Raw genomic sequence first — 25,144 nt, forward strand, 5'->3', positions numbered from 1 at the left:
TTACAGTTATACTCATCTTGTACTAAATATCAAAACTATAGAATCTTAAATAAGAACAGAGATATTATATACTGTAATTACAATAATATTAAGTATTTATATCTGATTTCTTATTATACATTTTGTTCCATTGCTGTCATCATAGTCAATATCTCCTTTTCATTTTAGTTTGTCTCGTTGCAACTCTGGCATACTCAATATGTCACAAAAACGTTTACACTGAAGTGTCTTTACCTATGTGGTCATGAACATGCTCTAAAAATATTAGGTTAACCATTCATGTGTAAATACTAATACTTTCTGTTCGATCTCTTTATGTGAACCTTACAGAGGAAGGAGAAGAATACTTTATTATTTTGACTCGCTAATAAAATAAAAAAGCAATGACAGACTTTAAAATTACAGAAGTCCATCACTGCTCATTGTTTCTGATTATCATATAATATTCATCGTAAAGTACGATTATACTCTAGAGTATGAATTAGTTTCTATTTTTACTAAATACTCTAAAAGCAATTATGACAAATCCAAATAGCCCAATTATATTTAAAGTTTTCAAGAAAATGGTCTGGTCTTTAAATATATTGATACAACCTAGTATTATAAAAAATATAAGAAGTATATTTTTTATAAAAACACTTAATATTTTCATTAGTTGAAAAATTTAACAAAAAGTTGCGATACCAACTGCGCCGCCAGACCATCCGCCAATTGCACCGCCAGATATAGTTCCAACAATAGGAAAAGTAAAGGTACCAGCCCCAGATCCAGTTAAGAATCCTAAACCAGCGGAACCAGCCGTTCCTAGGGCGCATCTTGCCCATCCACCACCTTCAACAGAAGAAAGCTTAATATCATCCATAACTTCAAATTGATTTAACACTGCATTCATAACGAATACCTCCTAAATAAAATTGCTTTATCTCGAGACATTTATAGTATATCGTAAAAACGTTTACATTCTATGATAATTCCTGAAATGATATCAATAAAGCCTAAAATGTATGATACTCCTATATCAACAGAGATATTATATACTGTAATTACAATAATATTAAGTATTTATATCTGATTTCTTATTATACATTCTGTATCTATCATTTCCCGTTATACTTGTACATTTTCTAATTTTTCTACTTTAAAATTTATAACAGTACGTCTCTGTCTGGAATTCTGTCAATATTTTGGACACATTTTGGGAGGAAAGTTTGAAGGCTAGCGCTCTTCTACGAGATCATAAAATGAATTTTATAAGCTCGTAGAAGGAGTGCTATTAACTAAGCATTTTGTTTTTCAAATTCATTCGGACAAATATAGTTCAGTTTGCTGTGACGTCTCCTCGAATTATAAAAACCTTCAATATACTTAAAAATACTATTGTAACAGGTCTGAAAATCTTTATAACCAACATTAGTTTTGGCGTAAATACACTCCTTTTTAATCGTAGCGTGAAACGACTCTATACAACTATTGTCATATGGGCATCCCTTGGCACTATAGGAGTGTCGAATACTGTGGTGTTCAAGATAATCATTGTATTCCTTACTTGTATATTGACTCCCTCTATCTGAGTGAAGGATAAGCCCATCTGCTACAGTTCGCGTACTTAAGGAATCTTGTAGTGTTTCTATAACGAGTCGTGTTTCCATCTGTCTGGAAAGTCTCCAAGCAATAATTTTTCGAGAATGAAGATCTAAAATACTTGATAAATAACATCAGCCATCCGAAAGTGTGTAAATATATGTCATATCAGTTACCCACTTTTGATTGATTTTATCTGTTGAAAAATCACGTTTTAACAAATTGGGGTATTCTTTTGCTTCTTGTTTTGACAATGAAGCAGGTCGGTATTTCTTTCTAACGATCGAACGAATATTTAATTCAGTCATCAGTTTTTGTACTCTCTTTTCGGAAATCTGGTATCCCTTTTCCAATAAATCTTTATGGATCTTTGGAGCACCATATCGCTTAGAAGAAGCAAGATAAGAGATCATAATCTCCTTTTTAAGAAGTTTATTTTCTTGATCTCGTTGGCTTGGTTGGTGGCTTTTAAAGGCGTAGTAGCTAAACCGTGAAACTTGGAATAAGCGACACATCACCTTGATAGAAAACTGATGACTAGCATAAAGATGATCAATCATTTGGAAGATAGTAGAATCTTTTATTTCTTCGCAAAGAACTTCAAGGCTTTTTTAAGATTTCATTTTCCTCCTTCATTTTAGCCATCTCTTTGCGCATTTGTTGGAGTTCATGAAGGGATACATTTTGATTTTTAGATTTCCCGTATAGCTGAAGTCATTTGTATATAGTTTAGTTGGCAACTCCGTACTCTTTGACTAGATCTGAAATAGGCTGTCCTGCTTCATGCAATTGAACAATTGTTTCCTTGAACTCTTTGGTATATTTTTGGCTCATTTGGACATCTCCTTTGGTTAGATACTAGTCTACCAAAACGTGTCCATAAAATCATACTAACATCAATACTTTATGGTTTTAGATGTAAATGAAGAAAAGATGATATCATGGAGGTATCTTTGCACGAACATGATAAAAAGCTTGCAATAAAGTTAGAATAAATTTAGTTAAGGAACAAAAATCGACATTTCAATTAATAATTCATTAAAATAAGATTATTGTGGTATAATTGAATAAAAAGCTCATATATATTGAGAGGTTGTATTATTATGATGATTAGAATTTGTAATAAAGTTTTATCGTGAATAAAGGGTATTTTTAGGTGATAACAGAATAATGGTATTTCCTAAAAAATTATTTCATATTGATCATTTATGATATTTACAATAAAATGATTGGGAGAGAGGAAAATCTTATGTTAAATGGAAACCATCGTAAAGCAGAAGAAAAGCACTTTGAAGTATTAAAGAATGAAGAATTAGCCACTGTTCAAGGTGGAGGAATGTCGATTTTCAATGATATCAATCATTTCTTTTGTGATTTGACTAATTGTAGGGGAAAAGGGAGAATAGGATAGTAAATGTTACCTTATGTGTTTGTAGCGCTCATAACGGTACTAAATATTCTTGAGATGCTTTTGATGGCTTATCTGCCGTTTTACGCTACCTGTAAGCAACTGGGCTGTAGTATTGGTAAAGTTTATTGGCTTTTATTTTTTCCTATTTACCTTGTTGCTGTCAATTTACCCTACTTTTTTGAACCATTTCTTTTTATTGCCTATTTTTATATCCTTTTTCGTCTGGCTAATAAAAAGAATAGAGCGTTTTCCTTTTTTAATGCAGCTTTTATAGTACTTAGTTATGACACTTTCCATCGCTTTTTTCGCAGTGTCATGACTAAGATTATTGATTTGGATAGTCTTTATCATTTGTTTTTTTATTTTTTTTAGCTGTGAGTTTTGTCGAATATCTGGTTCCTTTATTTTGTCTCATTCTTGTCTTAAAAAATATAGACCTTAGGTTTGATCTGCTAGAAAAAGATGATTTTAAAAAGATAGTCTGTAAAGCTAATATTATCTTTATTGCTTTACTTCTTTCCATGACTATGTGGACTATTATCATGGGAAACCATGCATTTCTTATTAATACGTTTGGTTCAACCATTTCCTTGGTTCACCTGCTGCTCTTTTTATATGTCGCTCAATATCTTAAATCTCAACAAAATACTTACATGGTTCATCAAGAGATTAAACGACGAGAGGATGAGAACAAAGAGCTTAATCAGTTTGTTAATAAGCTTGGTAGTTTATATGATGAAATTCGAGGATTTAGACATGATTTTGCTGGTATTATAGCCAGTCTAGCTCCAGTTATCCAAGAAAGAAATATTAATGAGATAGAGTTAGTTTACAAAGATGTTTTGCTAACCACAAATGCAAATCTTCAAAAGTTAGACTATTCTGCCTTTGATTTGAAAAATATTGATGATTTGGCTTTTAGAAATGCTCTTGCTAAAGCGATGTTAGAAGCTGAAAAACAAGGCGTCACTTTCAAGTGTGATGTACCAGGGCATATTCCAGTTGTTGATATTTCTATGCTTGATATGATTAGGATATTATCAATCCTTCTAACAAATGCAGTTGAAGCAGCGCAAGAAGCTGATAAACCTCTCGTTGAGGTTGCTATAACAAATAAAAATAATGTTATAACAGTTATGATTTATAATACACGTTCAAAAATACCTTTAAATAAACGTCGTATTTGGGAAAAAGGTGTATCAAGTAAGGGAGACGATAGAGGATTGGGCTTGTATAATCTCAAAAAATTATTGGGAGATTATCCTCAATTAAGTTTAGAGACGAAAGTCGGTCAAGAGGACTTTACTCAGATAATGACGATTCAGTAAAGGAGTGGAGTATGCGTATCATTGTTTTAGAGGACAATATTCATCATCAGTTGCGACTAGAATCAGCGCTTTATGATGTTGCAAAAAACTTGAACCTTCATATTTATGTTGAGTGCGCTACAACATTAGAGGAGTTTGAAGACTATAAACAAAAGGAAGCTGTCAACCAAGTTTACTTCCTTGATTTGGAGATTGATGGAGATAGAGACAAAGGATTTCAAATAGCAAAAACTATTAGAGAAATAAATCCCTATGCTGTTATTATTTTTACGACAACTCTTTCAGAAGCTATGCCTTTAGTCTTTAAAAATCATGTCTCAGCACTTGATTTTATCACAAAAGACCTACCTGAGAAAGATTATCGAGCACGTGTCAAACAATGCTTAGAGCAGGTTTTAAAACATGGACAGACGAATAAGCATGAGGAAATTTTACATTATAGTTATCAAGGAAGACCAGGCATCAACATTCCCATTTCAGACATTCTTTTTATTCAAACTTCTGTAAAATCGCATCGCTTAGTCATTTATACTAGTGAGTTTATCAAAGAGTTTTATGGTAGCTTGTCTGAAATTTTGCAATTGGATACGAAGAACCATTTTCAACGTGTTGACCGATCAGCTATTGTTAATGTTCAAAATATTGCTAGTTATGACTCAAAGACGAAGGAAGTGATGTTTTTTGAGGGAACCACTTGTCCTGTGTCACGATTACGTTTAAAGACCTTAAAAATACGTATGAAAGAATTGGGAATTTTATAATTAGAAATAAATACTAAATAAAGACTGTGTTCTGTATAACGGCTCCTTTCTACCATTTGTCAAGTCTATCAAGACTTTAAGTAAAAAAAGAGATAAGACAGTAGCTATTCTGAGGTTACTGTCTTATTTTTAACACTTTTTGATCCATAAATGGGCATGCTAAAAAAACACCTCATCTGGTATTGTTTGAAACAAGGTGTTAGAATTATAGGGCATAGACGACTTTAATGACTTTGGGCTAAAGTATAGTCGTAAAGTTTATTATGTATTATAAGATAATACATTGTCCTAATAAGGCGATGTATAGAGGCAATCGTATGAGGCTTAGTTGAAGTTGTCTGCGATTGTCTTTTTCGTTTCTCATAGAAATCTGAGATATGGCAAGGATTGGTATGGCTAGCTGAAGCGATATTGTGAATGCACTTGAACAAGATTTTTCTGGCATATGAGTATCAGTTTCAAAAACAAGAGAAATAATGATGTTAGGGTCTTTAATTCCGATTAATTCTGTGGTATTCTTAATAAGTCTCATAAGTTCTTCCTAATGATGGTTTGGTTGCTTTTCATTATAGTTCTTATGGGACTTTTTGTCTGCATTCAAAAAGCTCTATAATCTCTACAGTGGTTTTACCCACTACAGAAATTATAGAGCCGATAAAAAACGTAACGATAAGGATTCAATTGTTATTCAATAATTTATCTTTAAAGTAGTTGAAGAAAGTTTTTTTAGCGATAACACTCACTACTTTTCCCTGCATACCATAGGTAAGATGTTCTCTATCTTGTGATGTTACATTGACTTTAGCGGTGACTTTGAAGAAGTTACCGTTTTTTGTTTCTGTTGCAGCTTTATCTAGTGAGACAATCTCTCCTTTTATAACTGTAGGAGTTTTTCCAACGGTATTTAGTGTAAATCTTACAGTTTGTTGTTTTTTCAATTGGTTGATATAGTTTGAGTTGACATAGTATGTTATGGCTACATTTTTAGCTTCAGAAAGATTAGGATAAATTTGTCCAATAACAGTTCCTTGAGGTATATAAGATTCGCCTTTGATTTGACTATTGAGATGTAGGACACCATTTGAGTTAGCGTACAGGCTAGTTGCTTCTTTTCTGATATTAGCTTGTTCAAGTTGGGCTTGAAGACTTTCTTTGTCTTTATTGACTTGATTAAGCTGTTCTTGAGCTTGTGATACTTGCTGATTTCGCAGTGTCTCTATTTGTGAAGAAGCGCTATTATCGTAAGTTCCAGTGGTTACATTACTAGAAAGCTTCAGATTAAGATTGTCAATGTCTGATTGTGGTTCTTGATATTGGTTGACCTGTGTTTGTAGTTCTGTTATTTGTTTAGGAATACTAGAATTAGCTTTATTCACACTTTCCTCTTGCTTTGCAACTGTGACATTGGCTTGATTAACTTGGCTAGTAATAGTAATCGCTTGGTTTAAAAATGCATTGATTGTGCTAGAGTAGCCAAATTCATCATTATCTCCGAAAAGATTCGTCCCTTGTTTTAAACTGTTAATTAACGTCTCTAAAGCAGCAGCTTGTCTATCATCTCTATCTATTTGCTGCTGAATACTATTACTCTGAGAAGCTTCGAGCTTATCAGAGTATTTAACGAGAAGGTCTCCTTTTTTTACTGTCTTATTATCTTTAAGATTGTTAGTTGAGATAATATTATTACTAGTAGATTGAATAACCTCGATTACTTTTGTTGGCGTGATTTCCCCAGTACTTGTTACCGTTATTTCTGTATGAGCAAACAAAGAAAATAATACAATGAATAAGACCAGTAGCGTCAAAGGTAGCACGAGTATAGTAGCAAAGTTATGATAACGACGTTGGTAGAACTCCGCTGATTGAAATAAGTGGTTGTTCATAAAACTCTCCTTACTTGAATAAATGGTAGTAGAAGCCTTGTTTATTGATCAATTCTTGGTGACTACCTTCTTCAATTAATTTTCCTTTGTCAAGGACAATAACACGGTCAACCTGTTTAGCGATACTTAGTCTATGTGCGACAAAAATAATTGTTTTATCTGTTAGCTGCATCAGATTATTGATGACTTTTTTCTCTGTTAAAACATCTAGACCGCTTGTAGCCTCATCAAGAATCAAAATAGGAGCTTGGGTTAGTAAAGCACGTGCTAAAGCTAAGCGTTGTTTCTGTCCACCTGATAAGCCAGCTCCATCAGATAGTTCTGTCTGATAACCAAGGGGCATAGCTTCAATATCTGCTCGAATTTCCGCAATTTGACAAGCCATAAGGATATCTTCTTGAGTAATGTCTGGACTTGCTCCTAAGGTGAGATTGTCTAAAATAGATCCTGAAAAAATATATGATTGTTGTGGAAGGTAGTTAATGTACTGACGGAGTTGCTTTTTATCAATCATTTTCAAATCCATATTACCCAGTCGAATATTGCCTTGGTTAGGCTCATAAAAGTTTACAATCATCTTTGCAAGTGTCGTTTTACCAGAACCACTGATTCCAACTAAACTGACTTTTTCTCCTTGTTTTATAGTTAAATTGAGGTCACTTAGAGTGTAGGTCCCAAATCCATATCTGTAAGACACATCATGAAAAGTGATGTTACCAGAAAGTTTTGACGTCATACTAGTTGTGCCTTCAAATTCAGAAGCAACGAGATAAACTTCATTAAGACGTTTATTAGCAACCTTAGCAGATTGCAACTTTGTTTGAAGATTAATAATATTTTCAATAGGATTTGTAAAATAAGATAGCAAAGTATTGTAAGTGACGAGTTGACCGATTGAGATTTTACTATCCATCACTAAGCTAGCCCCGAACCATAAAATAGCAACATTTAAAATGAGTTGAGCACCGTGCTTTAATGAAGTTTGGATATTTTCATATTTGCTTAGTTTAAAAGATTTATCGAGATAATCAACAAACTCGCTATCAATTTTTTGGTAACGCAATTCCTCACTAGTTAGCGATTTAATCGTTTCAATACCATTGATATCCTCTATGATAGCTGAGCTAACCATGGCATTACTTTGCATCACATCATGGTTCATCTTTTCAAAAGGCTTGAGAAATGCAAAAATAATGACTGTATAAATCGGTAAAGCTACGAGTGTCAAAAGAAATAGCCGTATATTTTGAAGCACTAGTACACTACCGACAATAAAAACGATACTAACATCTAGAAAGAGGGATAGGATAGTTGAAGCCAAAGCATCTATGATGGAGTTAGCATCTGTAAAACGAGAGATAATCTCCCCGGTTCTCCTCGTTGCAAAGAAAGACATAGGTAGTGTAAAGATATGGCGGATGTAGGATAAAATGACATCTATTGTCAGTCGTTGGCTAAGCACTCTTAATAGATAGGACTGGGAGAATGCCATGAGCTGCTGCAGGATATAGGTGATGACAAGTCCTAGAGAAATAATGCCTAGAGTTGATTTCATATTATTAGGAATGTACACATCCAAAATTCCCTGTAAATAATAAGAACCAACAATATTGACCAAAGTGACAAGCAAGCTAGCTAAAACAATATAGGTAATTAGTGTTTTTTGCTTTATGATTAAAGGGAGAAAACTTAAAAGACCGTTTTTCTTATCCTTGTGTGGCTTGTAACTAGGAGCTGGTGCTAAGAAAATAGCAACACCTGTCCATTCCTGCTTAAAGCGCTCCTTAGACATTTTAGTAACTTTTACACTCGGATCTGGATCACCAATAATCAGATAATCTTTCTTAGCTTTATAAACAACATAAAAATGTTGCAATTTCCTTTCTTTATTGACATGGACAATGAACGGATAAGGAATATCCGTCATATCAAACAATTCCATATTTGCCTTAATTGCCTTGGTTTCAAATCCCATTTTTTTGGCAGCTTCAGTAATACCTAGGGCAGTAGTACCCTCTTTTGTCGTTTTTGCAAGTTCTCGAAGATGAGCTAGTGAGAAGTCAGAACCGTAGTGTTTGGCAATGGAGGCAAGGGCAGCGACACCACAGTCACGCATATCCATTTGAGCAACATAAGCATACCGTTTCATACATTATTTCCTTTTTAGGTAATTTAATTAATTATGCCATAATAAGATATAAATTAGGGAATGTTTGCCTAAACAGTATATTTTTATTCCTAAAAGGGAGACTGATGTTAGTATGATTTTATGGACACGTTTATTTGTTTGGGTAAAATTCATACAACAAGTGATGGGTAGAATAGCCTATCACTTTTTTTTCAGCACGCGCGTGAGTAGGACATCATGTAACTTTTAAACACAAAAAAACTAGAGCGATGGCCCTAGTTGTAAAGGAGGTTTGTTCACATCTGGGTTTATAGGAGATTATGATGTGAACGGGATTGATTAGGAGTCTCTATTTCTATTAGGAGGATTAGAGACAGAAAGGATTAGTTTTCGAGTGTAGTTTCATCGAACTACAAGAAAATTATACCAATTTATGAGATAGGATACAATGGACTTAGGGGGTGTCACACCCCCTATAATTAGAGAACGACTGACTTATGGTATAGTAGTATGTTTTATTGTATAGTAAAATTAGACTAATAATTAATATGAACTATAGGTTAGGAGTGACAGAAGCAGTGATGAATGAAATGAAACAGGACAATGGCATACTATGATATATGAAATACTAGGTCTATATGACAAATTAGCTAGGGGATGACTTTTATTACCTATGGTATAATAAGATAAATTTGGAGTTGTAGAGGTGAGCATTTGGAAGAAAACAGACCTGATTTTAGAGATATAAAATCATTTGAAGAATTTAACAGATACTACTGGTATCGAGAAGAGCTTTCACAAATTTGTAAGTACCTTGGATTAGAATACAGATGTACAAAAAAAGAATTAAATCATATTATAGAACAATATTTTAAGGGAAATAGAGTAGAAAAATTTTTGAGGAAAAAAAACAAAAATCAAACCGAAATAATAACCCTAAATACATCATTACTTGAATGTGGGTTTTCCTTTAATCAGAAATTTCGTGATTATTTTTCAGCTGTAACAGGTGTTAATCCGTTTAAATTTAATGCTGATATGGCAACAGCTTGGCGAAAAGTAAAACGGGACAACAACATAAATTTTACAATCCAAGATATGATTAAAATATACTATGGAGAGTCAGACTACGCCAAGTATGATAATTCAGCTTGCCAATGGAATCAATTTCTAAAAGACTTTTGTGCGGATGAATTTAGCAATCATTACTCCAACAAGTTAAAAGTTGCGGCTATCCTTTGGAAAGAAGTTAGAGATTCAAAAAATAAAAAAATCTATTCACGGGGACTTCTAAAAGAATATAGCTACAAAATAGAGGAGTACTGTAAGTAAACAACTTCAAGTTTGTCGAACGGAATATAAAGTATTAAAGACGATAGAAATAAATCAAGCTTTTTTCGTTTCTACTGAATAATCTTTTTCGGTCATAATAAAACACTCCTGTTCATAGTTTCACTAGAGCTCAACAGGAGTGTTATTTTTGCGTCTCAATTTATGTGTTCAGTGCCTATCTACTTTTCTAGTAACCAATCTATGATATTTTTCTTCTCAATACCATTGTAATTTGCTGTTGGCTGAATCGTATCCATTGTTAATAGATATTTTGGGAATTGATCTTTAATGGCTTCTAGTGGTCTAAGTTCTCTGTCTAGTGTTTCTGGAGCAAGTGTTGTTTCACTGACCTGATAATAAGCGTAGTGACCAACATCAGTTACAACAACAAAATCAACCTCATACTTATCTAAATTACCAACATATACTTGTGAATATCTACGTCTCAATTCTAAATATACAATATTTTCCAAGATATGCCCAATGTCTTCTTTGTGGTCTGGTAATAAGAGATGCCGTAATCCTAAATCAACGGGATAATATTTTTCTAAGCGTTGCAATAATGCTCTACCTTTTACATCAAAACGTGGAACGGAATAAAAAAGTAAACTATCTGTCAAAGTTGTCAAATAATTTTCCAAAGTATTATGGGATATGGAAACATTTTGACTGACTAGGGTATTGCGAATCTTATTTGTTGATATTAAGCTACCTGTACTACTGAGAAGGGTTCGGACAATGCGCTCAATAATAGTAGGATTTGGATTTCCCAATCTAGTTACAATATCGTTTAACAGTATTGAGTTATATATTCCTCTGAGATAGTCAATTTTTTCAGCGTAAGATGATGTTTGCAATAAGTAAGGGAAAGCACTAAATAGATAATTGTTAAAAATTTTTGTTGTATTCAGATTCTCAGAGAGAGATTGACCTGATAGGTATTCTTCAAATGACAAAGGAAGAACCTCTATCTCAACATAACGCCCAGTCAAGTTTGTTGCTAATTGGCTACTCATAAAGTAGGCATTAGATCCAGTCAAATAGAGGTCTACATTTGGTAAGATGAATAGACTATCTGCTACCAGTTCAAATTTTTCAACATGTTGAATTTCATCTAAAAAGATATAGTATGTTTTCTCTTCAACTAACCGCTCTTTTATATAAGTAAATAATGTTTGAAAATGTCGCAGTTCATAGTAACTCAAATCTTCGAAATTGATGGATATAATCTGCTCCTTGTCTACCCCAGTTGCTAGTAATTCCTCTTTATAGAGTTGAAAAAGTACAGATTTACCAGCTCGCCTAACTCCGCTCACAACTTTGATGATTTGTCGGTCACGATGTCTTCTTAAAAAGTCTAAATAATGTGGTCTTTTAATATAGTTCATAATAGTTACCTCAAAGACAGTATAATATAAATAGTAATTATTTTCAAATATTTAGAAATAATGTTTGATTTATTTAATCATTTCTAAGTATTTAGAAATAATATCTGGGGCTATTTGAATATCTTCAGGATAGAAAAAGAAATTGCACTGGCACGAAGAAACTGTATATTTGTTGTTAAACTGTACATCATCTTTGTGATACGGTAGTTCGTATTTCTCAATTACATAAGATCTGAAAACATGATATTTTTGATAACCCTTTGATAACCTCTTGATTTTTAAAAGGATTATATATGTAAAAATTGAGGATTTATCTCTCAAAAGTACTTAATTTTAGTGATAATTTACCATAAATATCATAATGTAGAAAAAACCAGGTTTTACGAAAATTTTTATTTGTACCAAATTGAATTTTAGTCTATTTGTATATGAAATCTAATTTAGTTAAATTAGATTTAAATTCGGAGTACCTCAAAAAACAAGGTGTAACCAATCAAGCCATCGCAGCGATTTTAGGAAACTGGTCGGTAGAGTCGTCTATCAATCCCAAACGAGCAGAAGGAGACTATCTCAATCCTCCTGTTGGGGCAACAGAATCCTCTTGGGATGATGAGGGGTGGTTATTACTAGGTGGACCATCTATCTATAATGGCAGATACCCTAATATCCTAAAACGTGGCTTAGGGTTAGGTCAATGGACAGATACGGCTGACGGGTCTCGCCGTCACACACTTCTTTTAGAGTATGCCAAAAGCAAACATCAAAAGTGGTATGACTTTGGTCTACAACTTGACTTTATGCTTCATGGGGATAATCCCTATTACACCAATTGGTTGAAAGACTTCTTTAAAAATAGTGGAAGCCCAGCTAGTCTGACGCAACTCTTTCTCATTTATTGGGAAGGCAATTCAGGCGATAAACTCCTAGAAGGTCAAACACGAGCAACGGAGTGGTATTACCAAATTGAAAAAGGCTTTAGCCAACCAAATGGAGGAACCTCTCAAAGTGATTCAAAAGCACTTGAAGCCGTCAGAGGTGACCTTTATGAGAATTCTGTACCTGGTGGTGGTGATGGCATGGGTTATGCTTATGGTCAATGTACCTGGGGAGTTGCCTCTCGGATTAACCAATTAGGCTTGAAACTCAAAGGCCGAAGTGGCGATAAACTCCCTATTATCAGTAACATAGGTAATGGTCAAGATTGGGTACGGACTGCCACAAGCCTTGGTGGAGAAACAGGGACAACACCAAAAGCGGGCGCTATCATTTCCTTTGCGGGAGGAGCACATGGAACACCAACAGCATACGGGCATGTAGCATTCATTGAAAAAGTTTACCCGGATGGTTCATTTCTCATATCAGAAACGAATTATAACGGTAATCCAAACTACACCTTCCGAAAATTATTAGGAGTGGATAGTACCATGAGTTTTGCTTATACGACGAAATAGAAGCAGGAGGACAGAAACACCTAGTTATATCTCATCTTATGTAAAACCAAAAGTCCCCCTTGGTAGTCAAACCAAGGGGGACTTTTTCGAGGAAAATATAAGGTTGATATTCTCCAACGCTCTTAAGAGCAATTCTATTTTCTATAGCTATTCTAGTATATTTGGATACAGATGTCAACAGAGAAAGCAAATTTATTTAGCTTTATTTAAAAATGATATTGTGAGTCCATAAAAATAAATTTTTTCCAGTCTTTTAAATTCGGATTCCCCATTCGTGTCAATAAACGAGTATTCAAGTCAAAATCAGGTGATTTGAAATGTTTATTGTTTCTATAAATAATTGAATTGATATGTTTCTTTAATGGTTTAGTACTTTCAAAATAATTGACAATCTGTAGAGTGTCAAATAAAGATAGGGCTGAAGGAGGTGTACCTGTTTCAGATGGTGTTAAATTAAATAATGAAACCAAGTTCGCATTTAACTTAATATATTTTGGAGATTGGTAGCGATATACTAATGAACCGTGGGCACAAAAATTTCGAAGTGATTTAATAATATCAAACATATTTAAAAATTCATTTCGATAAAATAATGGCATATTAAAGTCTTCCATTACCTTATTTAGTACGTAAGGATCTAAGTAATGTAGTAGACAGATCACCTCTCCTAAGGTCAGTGTTTCAATTGCGACCCAAAAAGGTACTGCAACGTGAGTATGATAGGTATAATTTGGAGCTTGGCCTGTACGAAAAGTTGTCTGACCTCTTTGGCTAGTATAACGTGAATCTGTATAAAACCGATAGTCAATGTGGTCGTTTTCGTTGATTAATTTTGTAAGATAAAAAGGTTTAAAAAGGATAAAATTATCAAATTCGTCATAGATCCTTTTGTTTTGGTAATTTACAAAGGGATAGTTGTTAGCAAATTGACTATTTTTTGGGTCTATATAATTTGATTTTAAGGTATAGTTCATAGTATCACTTATTGTTAGACAATAAGTTTGTGTGAAATGGTGTGCTACTGAATTTTTTAATTTTGATTCAATATTATCTAAAATCTCCAGAATTGTAGTCGCCAATTTTTTATTAAATTTATAAATTGTAATAAAGTCATCTAATGTAACTTTATTGAATCGTTTGGGATTTCTACTAGAGAGTAAAAGGTTTTCAATTCCATTAAATAAATTAAAGTAATTATATTTTATTAGGGCATCATCAAGTTCTTTATCTTCAAAATACAATTTTCTTTCATGTAATTTTTGTTTTAAAGAATGACGCCCTTCGCTTTGTTTAATAGCCATGTGTTACTCCATATCCATAATATCTTGTCTTTAAGTATATCATAATTAAATATTTTTTAATCACAATTCATCATGTAGTGCTTGATTCCTTGCCTCAAACGATAAATAATATTATAATAGCTAAAAAGGTTTATTTAGGAACCTTCAAGGTAATTATGAATAACCTTGTAAATACCAGATAGCCTAACCGGAAGCCGAGGCAAGAAGGTCGGGAGCTGGTCCATGTCGAGGTTTTGTTACTGTTCTAATTGACATGGCACTAGAGCATAAAATGTATATCATGCACCTTTTAGGTGTTTTTGTATTTTACTGTAAGTCATCTTTAACCTTAGGTTGCTATTTTTTCATGCGTTTGCTATACTAAAGGCATAAATTGTTTAATTTATATCTATTTCACCACACCTCAAACGGTGAACTCATAGTCAAGTGACTAGAGAAAAGAGGAAACATGGAGGAGGATATGTGATTACTGGTTCTGTCCCAGTGAAAAGCATACCATGTTTAAGGGGTTAAAAGAGAGCGTACTCGCTTTTAGCTATCAGTTAAGCCATCAGACAGAAAGAAGGGGCTTAACGCTTTAAAACACGTACGAGATAACTTGCCTTGAGTTTTTGAAAGGCTACAACAAACGTTATTAGCAAGTAAGCATAACGAGAAGTTTTTCCTATGGTTTGCCATAGGCACGCGCATCCTTGTTTTTTGAGACAAGGCTTGCCGGCTTCTTTGTTATGCTTTTTTTGTTTTTGAGTTTAGGTAGATGGACAAAAAGGAAGGCGACATCTCGATGATTAGAGGCGAGGAACAGGTGTTCCCAACTCTAAACAGTCGGCATGCGGAGGAAAGGTTACGAATAGGTATTCGAAGCTTTCCAAGGTAACTTTACAACAACAATTTTTTATAAAGGAGAAAAGCTTATGCTTAACAAAGTCATTATTACTGGTCGTTTGGTCTCAGATCCGGAACTTCGCTACACACCTTCGAACAAGGCAGTGGCGACGGCTCGAATCGCTTCTCCCCGTGATTACAAAAATCAAAATGGAGAGCGAGAGACCGACTTTATTAACCTCGTCATTTGGGGTAAAGCGGAGAATTTCGCGAACTGGATCAAGAAAGGCTATCTTGTGACCGTTGAAGGACGGTTGCAAACTCGTAGCTACGAGAATCAGCAAGGTCAACGTGTCTATGTAACCGAGGTTAATGTGTCAAACTTTGACAACCTACATCCTCGTGAACATAGTAACACTTCTTCGCAAAGTCCAGATTTTGGACCTGCAGAAGGGGGCTTTCCTGGAGGTGGAGAACCTTTAGATGATTCTATGTTTGAGAATATTCCTTTCTAGTACATAGTGCAAGGTTTTAAGAAGAAAGTAGAGAGTTCAGTCATACTGAGCTCTTTTTGTTTTGGAAGGAGAAAGAATGATAAAAGAAGTAGAGATACTTCCTCCATTGACAGAGGATAATTACTACCAAGATAGGTATTACATGTCCACTTCTCGTCTGAAGGAGTACATCAAATGTCCCTTAAGACAACAAGTTGTCGATTTGGGCTTTTGGCCTGAGAAGACGGAGACAGAAAGCCTACTTGTTGGTAATTATGTCCATTCTTATTTTGAGACTAAAGAAGCTCATGAAGCTTTCTTGGAAATGAATCGAGATAAGATCATCAGTCAACGAGGAAAAACTGCTGGCCAGGTAAAAGCCTCTTTCAAACAAGCAGATAAGATGATTGCTGCTTTAGAAAAAGAGGAGCTTTTTAATCGTTTGTATCATGGTACAGATGATGAGATGGTGGAGAAAGAACGGATTATCACTGGAACGTTAGAAGGGATTCCTTTCAAGTGCAAAATTGATAGTCTGAATCTTTCAGGTGGTTATTTCATAGATTTGAAAACGATGGAGAGTCTTCAGTCGGAAAAATATTCGACGACACTACATCGTTATACGAAGTCGCTTCTCTATAACATAGTAGAATATCAGTATACGCTACAAATGTACGTATATCAGGAGTTGCTGAAGCAAACCTACGGTTATGAGTTTACACCTTATATTATGGCAGTTTCAAAGGAACCTGTTCCCGATAAGGAGTTAATTCTAATCGATGATACAATCATTGAAATGGGGAGAGACATCTTCTATGGACATGTTGAAGCGCTTAAAGATGCTTTGGCACATAAGTCTGTCGAAGGATGTGGGCACTGTGATTACTGTTTAACGAATAAGTCGTTAACAACAGCAAAAACAGTGGCAGAATTTTTACAACAATAAATAGAGAAAGTGGTCTAAAGGCCACTTTTTATGATAAAGGAGAAAAACAAATGACTGAAACTATGTTGAACACACCAAATGAGAAAACCTTAGTAGCTGAACTTATTGAAGCTAAAGTAGCTTTAGCTAAGGCGGAAATGCAGTTAGAATGGCAAAAGGCTGAACAAGTTAAAAAAGACGAACCGGAAGTTATGGCTCCATTGTTTGAGGCTTTGGCCAAGGCTCAAGCTGAGTTTGGAGCTGTAACAGCGACAAGTAGAGTCACGTTTAAGAACGTGGACTTTAAGTTCGCCCCTCTCTCAGAGATTTTAGGGGCTGTACGTCCAGCACTCAATAAGTATGGTCTAACTTTGACGCAACAAACCAAACATATCCCGTTTGGTAATGCTAATGGACTCAAAGTTGTGACGACACTACTTCACGAAAGTGGTGCCTCTTACGCTATTGAGTCTGTTCCTGTGTTCTACAATGTCAATGACATTAAGAACCTGGGAGCTCAGGTGACTTACCTACGTCGATACGAGGTGAAAACCTTGCTTGGCATTGAGGCTGATAGCGAAGAACTAGATATGGACAATGTGCCAAATCAATCGCAATCAACACAAGAAACTGGTAATTATGGTAATAACCACAATTATCAATCAAATGCCCAAGCAAAAACACCTCGCAAGCCAACAGGTGCTCGCTATGGAAAGACAACCAAGTCTGCGTCACTTGCTACTTCTTTGAGTAGTAGTGAACAGACATCACTAAGTGAGGTGACATCAGCTGCTAACAAAGTTGCAAGCGATAGTGTATCACAAGCAACTAGTGAAGTTGAAGTACCTTCTCAAAAGAGTGAAATAGCTACCACTTTAGAGCCAAAAGGGACAAAAGCAAATGCTTGTAACGACGATCAACTGATTCAAATGGTTGCTCGTGGTGAAGAAGCGGCAATGTCTCTTGGGGCCACAGAAAGCCAGTTGCTTGAGTGGTCTGAACTAGGCGAAAGTAAAGGGTTGACTGTTCAACTCAAAGCTTTGTCTGATTTTGTTGCTAAACAACGTCAACAAGCACAACAACAATAGGTGTAGAACCAAAAGTGGTCAAGCTTTATTACGGCAACAACATAAGAGAAATGTTCATTAGTGCCATTATCTGATTGGCATTAAGTGAACATTATCCAGAAGGTAGAACTATCCCTGGGTGAGAAAGAGTATGATATAATAGGAAGAGAATTATAGAACATGATATTATAAGAACGAAGGTAGGAATGGATATGCAAAACATTAATGATCTTTTTGAAGCATATATCGCAGAAGAGGACTCTATTAAGAGGGAGTTTTTGCTAAATATGTACAACCATGCTTTGCAACAGAAGCAAAAAGAGGTGATTAGTCGTGACTACTTTGTCAGATAAACAATCACCAGTGTTTTAGATCTTTTCCATTCAAACCGAACTTATGTCGAACAACAAGTTTGGTACACTTTCTTTAAACAGACACTTCCAGAGCTGTTGGTTATTGGGGTTGTGGCCATTCTAGGCTATTTTTCCCTATGCAACTTGCTTTGCAACAAATTGGTTTTTAAACTATTAGTTGCCGTAGTATTTCTAATCCCTATTCTTTTGATAGAAGGGATTCAACACCTTTTTCGTAGTTGAACAAAGGAAGGAGACGTCTATTATTAATATACTGTGTTTTTTAGAGGGTGCCCATAAGCCCAAAAAACATAGGCAATGTATGGCGAAAGTGTGTACTTATCTAAAGAACGACGGGCATAAGGTTCGAGTAGGGTATGTTTCACTAGCGGGTCTTGAAGCTTTGGATAACAGAGGAGTCAATTCAATGAGTGAAGCCGTTCCCGGAAAAAGAGTCTGGTTAATCGTTTATGATGAAAATCGTCCCTGTAAGTCCTATACAAATGAAGATATTCATTACTATAAGGAATTTGTGGATTTGTTTTCGTCACGTCTGAAACGTAGACTTTATTACGAAGCTATGCTTAACGAACTGACAGCCCTCAAAACAAGAACAGAAAAATGGTCCTAGGGGCCATTTTTTGTTTTATAAAGGAGAAAAAACAATGACAAAAAGAGAAAAAGCCTTGTGGTTACACGAGCACTACAAGAACTACTCCCTTAAATGGTACCTAGAGAATGATGCCAGATTAAATGCGATGTTTAGGAAAGTTTATCATCGCTATATGACTGACCTCAATGCACGCGCTTCGAAAGCGCAATTGTCTCATATTGAGGACCTGGGCAGACGTATGCGAGAGGTATATGAAGATGTCTATGGTACTAATTTTGATAGCGATTGTCGCTTAGACCGTGCAGAGACGAATCGAAAGGTGCAAGCTATCCGTTCTATGTGGGTAGTAGCGCCAGCCTAGGAGGAGGTAGTTATGGATAGAATTATGATTTTGACCAATACGCTACCTGAAGAAAGTAACATTTCGGTTATCTATAAGGGTGACGTTGCTGTTGTAGTTGCAAGAGATAACCAGGAGCGTTTGCTTTTTAAAGTAACCACAACCGCAGCAGTCGCTATGCAACTGCAGGAAAAATGGCTTGTGGTTTAACAGGTAAAGGAGAAAAACAATGACAGAAACAATTACTAGGAGACAAGTTAGACATCCTAAAGACTTTGGTGATAGAGAGCTATTCAAAAGGGCTTTCACTCACTGGATTCCTTCAGAAAAGGTCGATGCCTTGTATTCTGAATTGCAAGGAGATTTTAAGAAGGTCTTTAAGAAGGTCTGTGAGTTAAGTATCGAGGAGTTAAAACATTATGGATTAACTCAGAGAGATGCTATTGCCTTTCTTTCAATGCTTGAACTTTTCAAACGTTCAGAAGGTGAGGAAGAAAAGCCAACTTGTGTCACTGGGACAGGATATTTTGCTCAAAGTATCCAAAAAGCCTATGGACATAAGAAGCAAGAGCATCTTGTAGTGTGGTACTTAGACGTGCATTATAACGTTATCGAGGAGCGAGTAGTTTTCATCGGTAGCGTTCATCGTAGTATGGCGTGTCCAAGAGAGATTTTTCACTATGCAGTGAAGAATTTAGCTCGCTACGTGCTGGTAGCTCATAACCATCCCTCTGGAAGTGTATATCCTTCCAATAATGATATTAATGTTACTGAGGCCCTTGAAGATGCTGCAAAGCTCTTTGAGATGGAGGTCTTAGACCATGTTATCGTAACGAAAGATAATTACTATTCTTTTAGAGATAACGGAAGAATGCGTTGTTTCTAGGAAGGGAGAAAAAGAATGGGAAATATTTCTGATGCCTTTGGAAAGGTAACGATTTCCGCACCAACATTTTCAGATATTGAAGTGCTTGTGGCTACTCATAGGGTAATCAATGCCAAAGCTTGGACCCCAACGACTCTAAAAGGTCATCCAAGAAAAGCAGATTGTATCACAACTGAAGAAGGACTTGTCTCAGTGACACTTCCTTTTACAGCTTGTGGGAATTGGAATATTCGAGAGAATATCGATAGCTTTTTGACTAACATCTTAAAGCAAGATAGCACTCTTAGTGATATCCCAATGTCTGCCACATTTGATTATGTGGATGCAGAGTCTGGCGTAAACTTTATTTATAAAGCAACCGTTATGACTCGCAATGTCCCAGGTAAAGGGGTAACCACTAAACTCTTAACAGATGAAGACCTCGGAGATTACTCAGAGTCTTATCTGAAAGAGTTAGAGGGAGTCTATGAGCAAGAGCTTGCTTTAGGCCGACTGTCTATCTAAAAATGGTGTTATAATAGGTATAAAGAAAAAGATGTAGCGAGGAGACAAAGCATGAAAGAGACCTTCTTTTGGACCTTTAGTTCAGATGCGATTTCGACCTTATCTGATTTGACGTCAGAAGGGTTTGAAGTTGATTGGACGGTAAGGAGTTCATCTGATGCTATGACCAGTGGTTTTGTGATTCAAGGTGAGATTTCTGGAATGATTGAGTTCACTCCAGAGCCTAGAGATGCTTACACCTTTGTTCATAAGCTAGAGGTTCGTATGGACAAGAAAAACCAAGGGATAGCAGGGCGTTTGTTAGCACATGTTGCCCAAGATGCTTTCAATCGTGGTTTTGAGGGCTTCATGATGTGTCTTTCAAAGACTGCTCTTTTAGATTACTACGTACGTCGCTACGGTTGCAGTCGTATTGCAAACACCAATCGTGTGATGTTTCATACGGCAGCATGCCAGTTGCTTATTGACCGATTTTTGAAGGGAGGCGAAAGCTAACCATGAGGATAGTTGAACAATTTAAGGCAGACTGGAAGTCTTCAGGTTTACCGAATAAACCTTACAAGACACCAGAGGAGATTGAAATGATTAAGAATGGCAATCTTGTCTGGGCTGCGCGTGTTGAAGAAAAATTGGGGCGTGAGTTAAGCCCACGAGAACTTGATGAGATGCAGTGGTGAGTTACTGCTATAAATAGTGTATCGTGCAAGATACATCGCATATTTGATATATAAGAGAAAGAGGAAGGTATTAGCCCTAGGCTACACCTTCCTCTTTTTCTATGGAGGAGAAAAAACAATGACAACATTATCAACAAGTTTACTAGGAAGAAAACTGTTTGAACGTATTTCCTCTGATAAAGAGGTTAATGGTTCATTTTCAGGAATGACCTTGCATCAGTTTTTGAATAAGACTGGGAATAGCCATCTTTTTATCAAGAAGGATGGAATGGTTGCTATCAATACCTTGTTAGTACAAAGTGGGTTAATGCCTATTTCTTGTGAAGAGGCGTTGGTAGCAATGGAAGACTTAAAGATGACTAGTTTAAGGTCACAATTTGGGTTTTTCATTAAACCAACCCAATATAAACGTCAAAATCCAGAAGTTTTGGTACGTTTGGGAAGCAATCGTAAGGTTGTATTCCATCGCTATTACTTTGATAATGGCTACATGGCTAACCTGGTTTATCAGGTAGAAGATGACCAGATTGAGTTCTGCCAGTCTTCTGTCTTTAAGAGTTGGGACAATGGTGAGTATCATCTTACTTACGATACGCCAGTAACAGAAGATGTTGAAGACATCAACACGCGCAAGGAGCTGCTTTCTTTCTTACGTCGTGTCGAGGAGCTTCCTTCTGTTAAGTAGAGAAGTTATGGTAGTCCAGTTTCTAAAATAAAAAGGAGAAAAACAATGACAAAAAAACATATCTATATTTATAAAAAACAAAAAACTCAAGAGGTCTTTGCGGATCTTTTTGCCAAAGACCTTCTTGAAGGCGTTACAACTTTCCCTCAGATTGATAACGCTCAATCCTATTCATTCTTGGAACTCTCTTGTCTTTATCTCAAGAGAATTCTGGAAATGAAGGAGCGTAAGGTTCAAACCCTATTCGTTGAGGGAAAACCCGAACCAGCACTCGCTTCAGCATTGTTACAAGCACGTGCTATGGGGCTGAATGTTGTCATCAAATTGAAGACAACTGAAAGCAATAGCGAGACACAAGAAGAGTTCAAGGAGCTCGGTCTTGACGATGTTGTAATGGCTTGACCTGAATAAAAAAGGAGAAAACAATGACAATCACTCAAGGACTCTATTATATTGAAAAGGTTCACCAATATAATAGTAATATTGCTGGATTTCCGTCAGACCTAATTGATGACCGGATTGCGTCGATTATTGATAGCAACAAGTCGGATATGCAACAAAGTTTGCTATGCCGACCAGTTAGGAACGTGGTTTTGAATCGAGAGGGAGTATCTAACCTTCCTCCGATTGAGATCCCGTTTGAATCTTCACTTTATTATGAAGTTGAGGAAATCAATCCTGGTCTATCAAAGTTGATTATTACCACAGAGCATGCAGAAGCTTTTCAAGAAGCTGATATACACATGTTGGAAACTCGCTTGATTATGTTACAGCGAGCAAAAGAATGTGGAAATTTTACGACAAGTAATTTTCCGAGTCGTTTTCCAAAAGAAGCAAGAGATGATTTAAGTCAATTAGATCTTCTAGCTTGGGGAACAAAAGATATGCCAACCTATCTTTTCTGTCTGATGGAATCTGCATTAGACAGTTACAGAGGATTTTATTCCTTGAGAGACCTAATGGAGGATGCTAACGGTACCCTTCAGCAAGGTTACGATAAAGCTGTGTATTGGCTCTATAGTGGAGTCAAAGGTCAGTACGAATATTAAAGGAGAAAGATAATGACTAAACATAGTTATATAGCAACATTTAAACGTAAAGACGCAACCGTCTTTGCGAAAACGTTTCTAGCTTCAGATTTGTTTGAGGCTGATGAACATGCACTACAGTATGCGACTAAGCGAGACATTCTCTATCTCGACTTAGGGCCTGCAGTTCAGTAGAAAGGTAAGCTACGTATTTTATACGTGGCTTTTTTAAAAGGGTTATACGGTCTACTGGTTTTTATTGCTTGCCAAAAACTCGTGCTCTGGTGGATCCTTATTGAAGGAATTAAACCCGAAATAGTTGATAAAAAAGAAATAAAATGCTAACATTTAATAAAAGTGTTAGCATTTTATTTCTTACGAAAGGATAGTGCTATTATGAATAATATTGAAATGATTATGGCTTCTTTTCAACAACATCAAGGATTTTTGACCTTTCAACAAGTACTTGAAGAGAAATTACCTTACAAAATATTGCTGAGAATGATTGATGAGGGACAAGTAGAGATTGAAGGAAAGGGGTTATATCGCCTCCCTGATACTTATCTGGACGAATGGTTTGTGGCGCAGCAACGTTTTTCAAAAGGAATTTTTTCTTTAGAAACAGCTCTTTGGTTACATGGATTATCACTAACAGTTCCCTTTGAGATGACGATGAGCTTTCCTTATGGAACCAATACAAAAAATGTTAAATCAGAAGGTATACGTCCGTTAGTTCTTCGTTCTTATTATGATGAAGGAATTATTGAGCTTGAGCGACAAGTGGGGCAGAAGATTAAGGTTTACGAGCCGGAGAGAGTTTTAGCAGAATGTTTGAGACCAGTTTATCAAGTTGATGTTCAAGTTATAGCTCCTGCATTTAAGATGTATTTTCAAAATCACAAAGTTAACTATTCAAAACTGTTTCACTATGCACAGTTATTCAAGGTGACTAATAAGTTGCAATCTTACATGGAGGTATTAACCTAATGTTTTCCAATGCAAATAGCTTTAAGGCAAAGATTAAGAATATGGCTAAGGATAGAGGTATTCCTGCCCAGCAGCTTCAGCAAAACTTCCTGATTGAACAGGTATTGAAATTGATTGCTAAAAGTTCCTATAAGGATTCTTTCATTGTTAAAGGCGGTTATCTAATAGGACAGTTGATAGGACTTGATAAGAGAACGACAATGGATTTAGATGTGACACTTAAAGGGACTGCACTTAGCCAAGAAAATCTGATTACCATCTTTGAAGAGATTCTTTCGGATTCGGACGATGTCTTTTCATTTGAAGTAGATAAACTAGAGCCGATTCGTCAAGATGACGAATACGGGGGATTTTCTCTAAAACTCAATGCTACATTTGATACTTTAAGAGAGGTTGTTTTCATCGATATTACAACGGGTGATAAGATTACACCTAGAGAAATTACTTATTCGATGCCATCCCTATTTGCAAATGAAACCATTGAGGTTTGGACTTATAATTTGGAAACTGTTCTAGCTGAAAAATTGGAAACGATTATTAGCCGAGGAGTAGCATCAACACGTCCTCGTGATCGTTATGACCTTTTTACCTTGTATCATATCAGAAAAGATGAGATAGATTTCGATGTGTTGCGTAAAGCTCTGGCCAATACTGTAGAAAAACGAGGAAGTAAAGAGGCTATTGATATTTGGGAAAGTCAGCTAAATAGTATTGAAACTGATGAGTATCAAAAGCAACTTTGGACACGTTATCAAAGACAATTCAAATATGCACAAGATATTTCTTTTGAGAAATCAGTTCAGATTGTTAAAGAACTCATGACAACTATTATGTAATATAAAACGGTTCATTACCATATATTGGGTAGTGAACCGTTTTTTGTCTCTAATCCTTCTGGTAAAAGGAACATTCATATCCATTCGCTCGAAGGTTGCTATCAGGCATCCAGTTAGGTGCTATACCCATTAGACTTGCTATATCTTCAAGGCTTTGGTCTTTATCACACTCAATGAAGACTTCATCATTAAGGAGTTGCTATGTATTGGTGGTAGTGTAAAATAAGTTGTGTAAACACAAAATAATTGACAGTATATTTTTGGTTGAAAAGTCTTTACAAATATGGTAAAATAGCTTTAGAATTGATTATGTGCTCATGGGGTTATCTCACCATGACGTTTAACGCAAGGGGAAACTCT

At 35.7% G+C, this 25,144-nt stretch carries 29 protein-coding genes and 2 pseudogenes; 23 read left to right on the plus strand and 8 right to left on the minus strand.

Going from position 1 to position 25,144, the window contains the following annotated elements; genetic code table 11:
• Positions 1-664: 664 nt before the first annotated feature.
• The 3 genes from HSISS3_RS02650 to HSISS3_RS11490 all read right to left on the minus strand — a co-directional run bounded on the left by HSISS3_RS02650 (position 665) and on the right by HSISS3_RS11490 (position 2,415).
• The gene (locus HSISS3_RS02650) at positions 665-892 is read right to left on the minus strand and encodes a Blp family class II bacteriocin (RefSeq protein ID WP_021151506.1); all 228 of its coding nucleotides are present in this window, start codon (positions 890-892) and stop codon (positions 665-667) included.
• A gap of 823 nt (positions 893-1,715) precedes the next feature.
• The gene (locus HSISS3_RS11485; protein WP_003094345.1) at positions 1,716-2,141 is read right to left on the minus strand and encodes an IS3 family transposase; all 426 of its coding nucleotides are present in this window, start codon (positions 2,139-2,141) and stop codon (positions 1,716-1,718) included.
• 169 nt (positions 2,142-2,310) lie between these two features.
• Positions 2,311-2,415, minus strand: coding sequence for a helix-turn-helix domain-containing protein (locus HSISS3_RS11490; RefSeq protein WP_125411941.1), 105 nt, complete (start codon positions 2,413-2,415; stop codon positions 2,311-2,313).
• A 415-nt stretch (positions 2,416-2,830) separates the two neighbouring features.
• Between HSISS3_RS11490 and HSISS3_RS02665 the strand changes: the two genes are divergently transcribed.
• Genes HSISS3_RS02665 through HSISS3_RS02680 form a run of 4 tightly spaced genes read left to right on the plus strand, consistent with a single transcriptional unit; the run spans position 2,831 to position 5,081 of the window.
• Positions 2,831-2,992, plus strand: a complete 162-nt coding sequence (locus HSISS3_RS02665) for a bacteriocin (RefSeq protein WP_003094124.1) — start codon at positions 2,831-2,833, stop codon at positions 2,990-2,992.
• 3 nt (positions 2,993-2,995) lie between these two features.
• Positions 2,996-3,364, plus strand: coding sequence for a hypothetical protein (locus tag HSISS3_RS02670; protein ID WP_042771729.1), 369 nt, complete (start codon positions 2,996-2,998; stop codon positions 3,362-3,364).
• Positions 3,365-3,366: 2 nt separating this feature from the next.
• The gene (locus HSISS3_RS02675; protein WP_003094496.1) at positions 3,367-4,320 is read left to right on the plus strand and encodes a sensor histidine kinase; all 954 of its coding nucleotides are present in this window, start codon (positions 3,367-3,369) and stop codon (positions 4,318-4,320) included.
• A gap of 11 nt (positions 4,321-4,331) precedes the next feature.
• Entirely contained in the window at positions 4,332-5,081 is a 750-nt protein-coding gene (locus tag HSISS3_RS02680; protein WP_021151509.1) for a LytR/AlgR family response regulator transcription factor, read from the plus strand.
• Between the two features lie 224 nt (positions 5,082-5,305).
• On the opposite strand, the pseudogene HSISS3_RS02685 reads toward HSISS3_RS02680, so the two are convergent.
• The 3 genes and pseudogenes from HSISS3_RS02685 to HSISS3_RS02695 form a co-directional block, all read right to left on the minus strand.
• Positions 5,306-5,527 (minus strand): annotated as a pseudogene (locus tag HSISS3_RS02685) (IS110 family transposase); the annotation flags it as partial.
• 231 nt (positions 5,528-5,758) lie between these two features.
• Positions 5,759-6,964 carry an HlyD family efflux transporter periplasmic adaptor subunit gene (locus tag HSISS3_RS02690; RefSeq protein ID WP_021151510.1) on the minus strand — a complete coding sequence of 402 codons (1,206 nt, stop codon included), beginning with the start codon at positions 6,962-6,964 and terminating at the stop codon, positions 5,759-5,761.
• A gap of 10 nt (positions 6,965-6,974) precedes the next feature.
• Complete coding sequence (locus HSISS3_RS02695; RefSeq protein ID WP_021151511.1) at positions 6,975-9,113, minus strand: peptide cleavage/export ABC transporter; 2,139 nt, start codon at positions 9,111-9,113, stop codon at positions 6,975-6,977.
• Between the two features lie 693 nt (positions 9,114-9,806).
• On the opposite strand from HSISS3_RS02695, the gene HSISS3_RS02700 reads away from it, so the two are divergent.
• Positions 9,807-10,424: an SAP domain-containing protein gene (locus tag HSISS3_RS02700; protein ID WP_021151512.1), complete on the plus strand. Its 618-nt coding sequence runs from the start codon at positions 9,807-9,809 to the stop codon at positions 10,422-10,424.
• 179 nt (positions 10,425-10,603) lie between these two features.
• On the opposite strand, the gene HSISS3_RS02705 is transcribed toward HSISS3_RS02700, so the two are convergent.
• Positions 10,604-11,812, minus strand: a complete 1,209-nt coding sequence (locus HSISS3_RS02705; RefSeq protein ID WP_021151513.1) for an ATP-binding protein — start codon at positions 11,810-11,812, stop codon at positions 10,604-10,606.
• A gap of 464 nt (positions 11,813-12,276) precedes the next feature.
• On the opposite strand from HSISS3_RS02705, the pseudogene HSISS3_RS02710 reads away from it, so the two are divergent.
• A pseudogene (locus tag HSISS3_RS02710) lies at positions 12,277-13,263 on the plus strand (phage tail tip lysozyme); the annotation flags it as partial.
• Positions 13,264-13,469: 206 nt separating this feature from the next.
• Here the strand turns inward: HSISS3_RS02710 and HSISS3_RS02715 are convergent.
• Positions 13,470-14,564, minus strand: a complete 1,095-nt coding sequence (locus HSISS3_RS02715; protein ID WP_021151515.1) for an Abi family protein — start codon at positions 14,562-14,564, stop codon at positions 13,470-13,472.
• Positions 14,565-15,478: 914 nt separating this feature from the next.
• On the opposite strand from HSISS3_RS02715, the gene ssb reads away from it, so the two are divergent.
• The 17 genes from ssb to HSISS3_RS02785 all read left to right on the plus strand — a co-directional run bounded on the left by ssb (position 15,479) and on the right by HSISS3_RS02785 (position 24,784).
• The gene (gene ssb / locus HSISS3_RS02720; RefSeq protein WP_021151516.1) at positions 15,479-15,904 is read left to right on the plus strand and encodes a single-stranded DNA-binding protein; all 426 of its coding nucleotides are present in this window, start codon (positions 15,479-15,481) and stop codon (positions 15,902-15,904) included.
• A 76-nt stretch (positions 15,905-15,980) separates the two neighbouring features.
• Complete coding sequence (locus tag HSISS3_RS02725) at positions 15,981-16,829, plus strand: PD-(D/E)XK nuclease-like domain-containing protein (RefSeq protein ID WP_021151517.1); 849 nt, start codon at positions 15,981-15,983, stop codon at positions 16,827-16,829.
• Positions 16,830-16,879: 50 nt separating this feature from the next.
• On the plus strand, positions 16,880-17,896 hold the full coding sequence (locus tag HSISS3_RS02730; protein ID WP_021151518.1) for an ERF family protein: 1,017 nt from the start codon (positions 16,880-16,882) through the stop codon (positions 17,894-17,896).
• Between the two features lie 191 nt (positions 17,897-18,087).
• Positions 18,088-18,228 carry a hypothetical protein gene (locus HSISS3_RS11920; RefSeq protein WP_021151519.1) on the plus strand — a complete coding sequence of 47 codons (141 nt, stop codon included), beginning with the start codon at positions 18,088-18,090 and terminating at the stop codon, positions 18,226-18,228.
• Between the two features lie 322 nt (positions 18,229-18,550).
• On the plus strand, positions 18,551-18,859 hold the full coding sequence (locus tag HSISS3_RS02735; protein ID WP_083320431.1) for a hypothetical protein: 309 nt from the start codon (positions 18,551-18,553) through the stop codon (positions 18,857-18,859).
• Between the two features lie 34 nt (positions 18,860-18,893).
• Complete coding sequence (locus HSISS3_RS02740; RefSeq protein ID WP_042771735.1) at positions 18,894-19,202, plus strand: hypothetical protein; 309 nt, start codon at positions 18,894-18,896, stop codon at positions 19,200-19,202.
• Positions 19,203-19,214: 12 nt separating this feature from the next.
• A complete protein-coding gene (locus tag HSISS3_RS11925) occupies positions 19,215-19,391 on the plus strand; it encodes a hypothetical protein (RefSeq protein ID WP_021151522.1) in 177 nt (58 codons plus the stop codon).
• A 19-nt stretch (positions 19,392-19,410) separates the two neighbouring features.
• On the plus strand, positions 19,411-20,067 hold the full coding sequence (locus HSISS3_RS02745; RefSeq protein WP_021151523.1) for a JAB domain-containing protein: 657 nt from the start codon (positions 19,411-19,413) through the stop codon (positions 20,065-20,067).
• Between the two features lie 15 nt (positions 20,068-20,082).
• A complete protein-coding gene (locus HSISS3_RS02750) occupies positions 20,083-20,571 on the plus strand; it encodes a hypothetical protein (protein WP_021151524.1) in 489 nt (162 codons plus the stop codon).
• Positions 20,572-20,622: 51 nt separating this feature from the next.
• Positions 20,623-21,066, plus strand: a complete 444-nt coding sequence (locus HSISS3_RS02755; RefSeq protein WP_021151525.1) for a GNAT family N-acetyltransferase — start codon at positions 20,623-20,625, stop codon at positions 21,064-21,066.
• Positions 21,067-21,068: 2 nt separating this feature from the next.
• On the plus strand, positions 21,069-21,248 hold the full coding sequence (locus tag HSISS3_RS02760) for a hypothetical protein (protein WP_021151526.1): 180 nt from the start codon (positions 21,069-21,071) through the stop codon (positions 21,246-21,248).
• A 118-nt stretch (positions 21,249-21,366) separates the two neighbouring features.
• Positions 21,367-21,933, plus strand: a complete 567-nt coding sequence (locus HSISS3_RS02765; protein ID WP_021151527.1) for a hypothetical protein — start codon at positions 21,367-21,369, stop codon at positions 21,931-21,933.
• A gap of 45 nt (positions 21,934-21,978) precedes the next feature.
• Complete coding sequence (locus HSISS3_RS02770; RefSeq protein WP_021151528.1) at positions 21,979-22,335, plus strand: hypothetical protein; 357 nt, start codon at positions 21,979-21,981, stop codon at positions 22,333-22,335.
• Between the two features lie 23 nt (positions 22,336-22,358).
• Complete coding sequence (locus HSISS3_RS02775; protein WP_021151529.1) at positions 22,359-22,982, plus strand: hypothetical protein; 624 nt, start codon at positions 22,359-22,361, stop codon at positions 22,980-22,982.
• Between the two features lie 12 nt (positions 22,983-22,994).
• Positions 22,995-23,156 (plus strand): hypothetical protein, encoded by a 162-nt coding sequence (locus HSISS3_RS11930; RefSeq protein ID WP_021151530.1) that lies wholly within the window; start codon positions 22,995-22,997, stop codon positions 23,154-23,156.
• A gap of 201 nt (positions 23,157-23,357) precedes the next feature.
• Complete coding sequence (locus tag HSISS3_RS02780) at positions 23,358-23,948, plus strand: type IV toxin-antitoxin system AbiEi family antitoxin domain-containing protein (protein WP_021151531.1); 591 nt, start codon at positions 23,358-23,360, stop codon at positions 23,946-23,948.
• A complete protein-coding gene (locus HSISS3_RS02785; RefSeq protein ID WP_021151532.1) occupies positions 23,948-24,784 on the plus strand; it encodes a nucleotidyl transferase AbiEii/AbiGii toxin family protein in 837 nt (278 codons plus the stop codon). Before HSISS3_RS02780 ends, HSISS3_RS02785 begins: the two co-directional genes overlap by 1 nt.
• Positions 24,785-25,144 lie beyond the last annotated feature (360 nt).

The organism is Streptococcus sp. HSISS3 (assembly GCF_000448605.1).
Taxonomy (GTDB): domain Bacteria; phylum Bacillota; class Bacilli; order Lactobacillales; family Streptococcaceae; genus Streptococcus; species Streptococcus raffinosi.

Coding starts and splice junctions, on each gene's coding strand:
- HSISS3_RS02650 (WP_021151506.1), bottom strand. CDS start 892: ATGAATGCAGTGTTAAATCAATTTGAAGTTATGGATGATATTAAGCTT.
- HSISS3_RS11485 (WP_003094345.1), bottom strand. CDS start 2,141: ATGATTGATCATCTTTATGCTAGTCATCAGTTTTCTATCAAGGTGATG.
- HSISS3_RS11490 (WP_125411941.1), bottom strand. CDS start 2,415: ATGAGCCAAAAATATACCAAAGAGTTCAAGGAAACAATTGTTCAATTG.
- HSISS3_RS02665 (WP_003094124.1), top strand. CDS start 2,831: ATGTTAAATGGAAACCATCGTAAAGCAGAAGAAAAGCACTTTGAAGTA.
- HSISS3_RS02670 (WP_042771729.1), top strand. CDS start 2,996: ATGTTACCTTATGTGTTTGTAGCGCTCATAACGGTACTAAATATTCTT.
- HSISS3_RS02680 (WP_021151509.1), top strand. CDS start 4,332: ATGCGTATCATTGTTTTAGAGGACAATATTCATCATCAGTTGCGACTA.
- HSISS3_RS02690 (WP_021151510.1), bottom strand. CDS start 6,964: ATGAACAACCACTTATTTCAATCAGCGGAGTTCTACCAACGTCGTTAT.
- HSISS3_RS02695 (WP_021151511.1), bottom strand. CDS start 9,113: ATGAAACGGTATGCTTATGTTGCTCAAATGGATATGCGTGACTGTGGT.
- HSISS3_RS02705 (WP_021151513.1), bottom strand. CDS start 11,812: ATGAACTATATTAAAAGACCACATTATTTAGACTTTTTAAGAAGACAT.
- HSISS3_RS02715 (WP_021151515.1), bottom strand. CDS start 14,564: ATGGCTATTAAACAAAGCGAAGGGCGTCATTCTTTAAAACAAAAATTA.
- ssb (WP_021151516.1), top strand. CDS start 15,479: ATGCTTAACAAAGTCATTATTACTGGTCGTTTGGTCTCAGATCCGGAA.
- HSISS3_RS02725 (WP_021151517.1), top strand. CDS start 15,981: ATGATAAAAGAAGTAGAGATACTTCCTCCATTGACAGAGGATAATTAC.
- HSISS3_RS02730 (WP_021151518.1), top strand. CDS start 16,880: ATGACTGAAACTATGTTGAACACACCAAATGAGAAAACCTTAGTAGCT.
- HSISS3_RS11920 (WP_021151519.1), top strand. CDS start 18,088: ATGCAAAACATTAATGATCTTTTTGAAGCATATATCGCAGAAGAGGAC.
- HSISS3_RS02735 (WP_083320431.1), top strand. CDS start 18,551: ATGGCGAAAGTGTGTACTTATCTAAAGAACGACGGGCATAAGGTTCGA.
- HSISS3_RS02740 (WP_042771735.1), top strand. CDS start 18,894: ATGACAAAAAGAGAAAAAGCCTTGTGGTTACACGAGCACTACAAGAAC.
- HSISS3_RS11925 (WP_021151522.1), top strand. CDS start 19,215: ATGGATAGAATTATGATTTTGACCAATACGCTACCTGAAGAAAGTAAC.
- HSISS3_RS02745 (WP_021151523.1), top strand. CDS start 19,411: ATGACAGAAACAATTACTAGGAGACAAGTTAGACATCCTAAAGACTTT.
- HSISS3_RS02750 (WP_021151524.1), top strand. CDS start 20,083: ATGGGAAATATTTCTGATGCCTTTGGAAAGGTAACGATTTCCGCACCA.
- HSISS3_RS02755 (WP_021151525.1), top strand. CDS start 20,623: ATGAAAGAGACCTTCTTTTGGACCTTTAGTTCAGATGCGATTTCGACC.
- HSISS3_RS02760 (WP_021151526.1), top strand. CDS start 21,069: ATGAGGATAGTTGAACAATTTAAGGCAGACTGGAAGTCTTCAGGTTTA.
- HSISS3_RS02765 (WP_021151527.1), top strand. CDS start 21,367: ATGACAACATTATCAACAAGTTTACTAGGAAGAAAACTGTTTGAACGT.
- HSISS3_RS02770 (WP_021151528.1), top strand. CDS start 21,979: ATGACAAAAAAACATATCTATATTTATAAAAAACAAAAAACTCAAGAG.
- HSISS3_RS02775 (WP_021151529.1), top strand. CDS start 22,359: ATGACAATCACTCAAGGACTCTATTATATTGAAAAGGTTCACCAATAT.
- HSISS3_RS11930 (WP_021151530.1), top strand. CDS start 22,995: ATGACTAAACATAGTTATATAGCAACATTTAAACGTAAAGACGCAACC.
- HSISS3_RS02780 (WP_021151531.1), top strand. CDS start 23,358: ATGAATAATATTGAAATGATTATGGCTTCTTTTCAACAACATCAAGGA.
- HSISS3_RS02785 (WP_021151532.1), top strand. CDS start 23,948: ATGTTTTCCAATGCAAATAGCTTTAAGGCAAAGATTAAGAATATGGCT.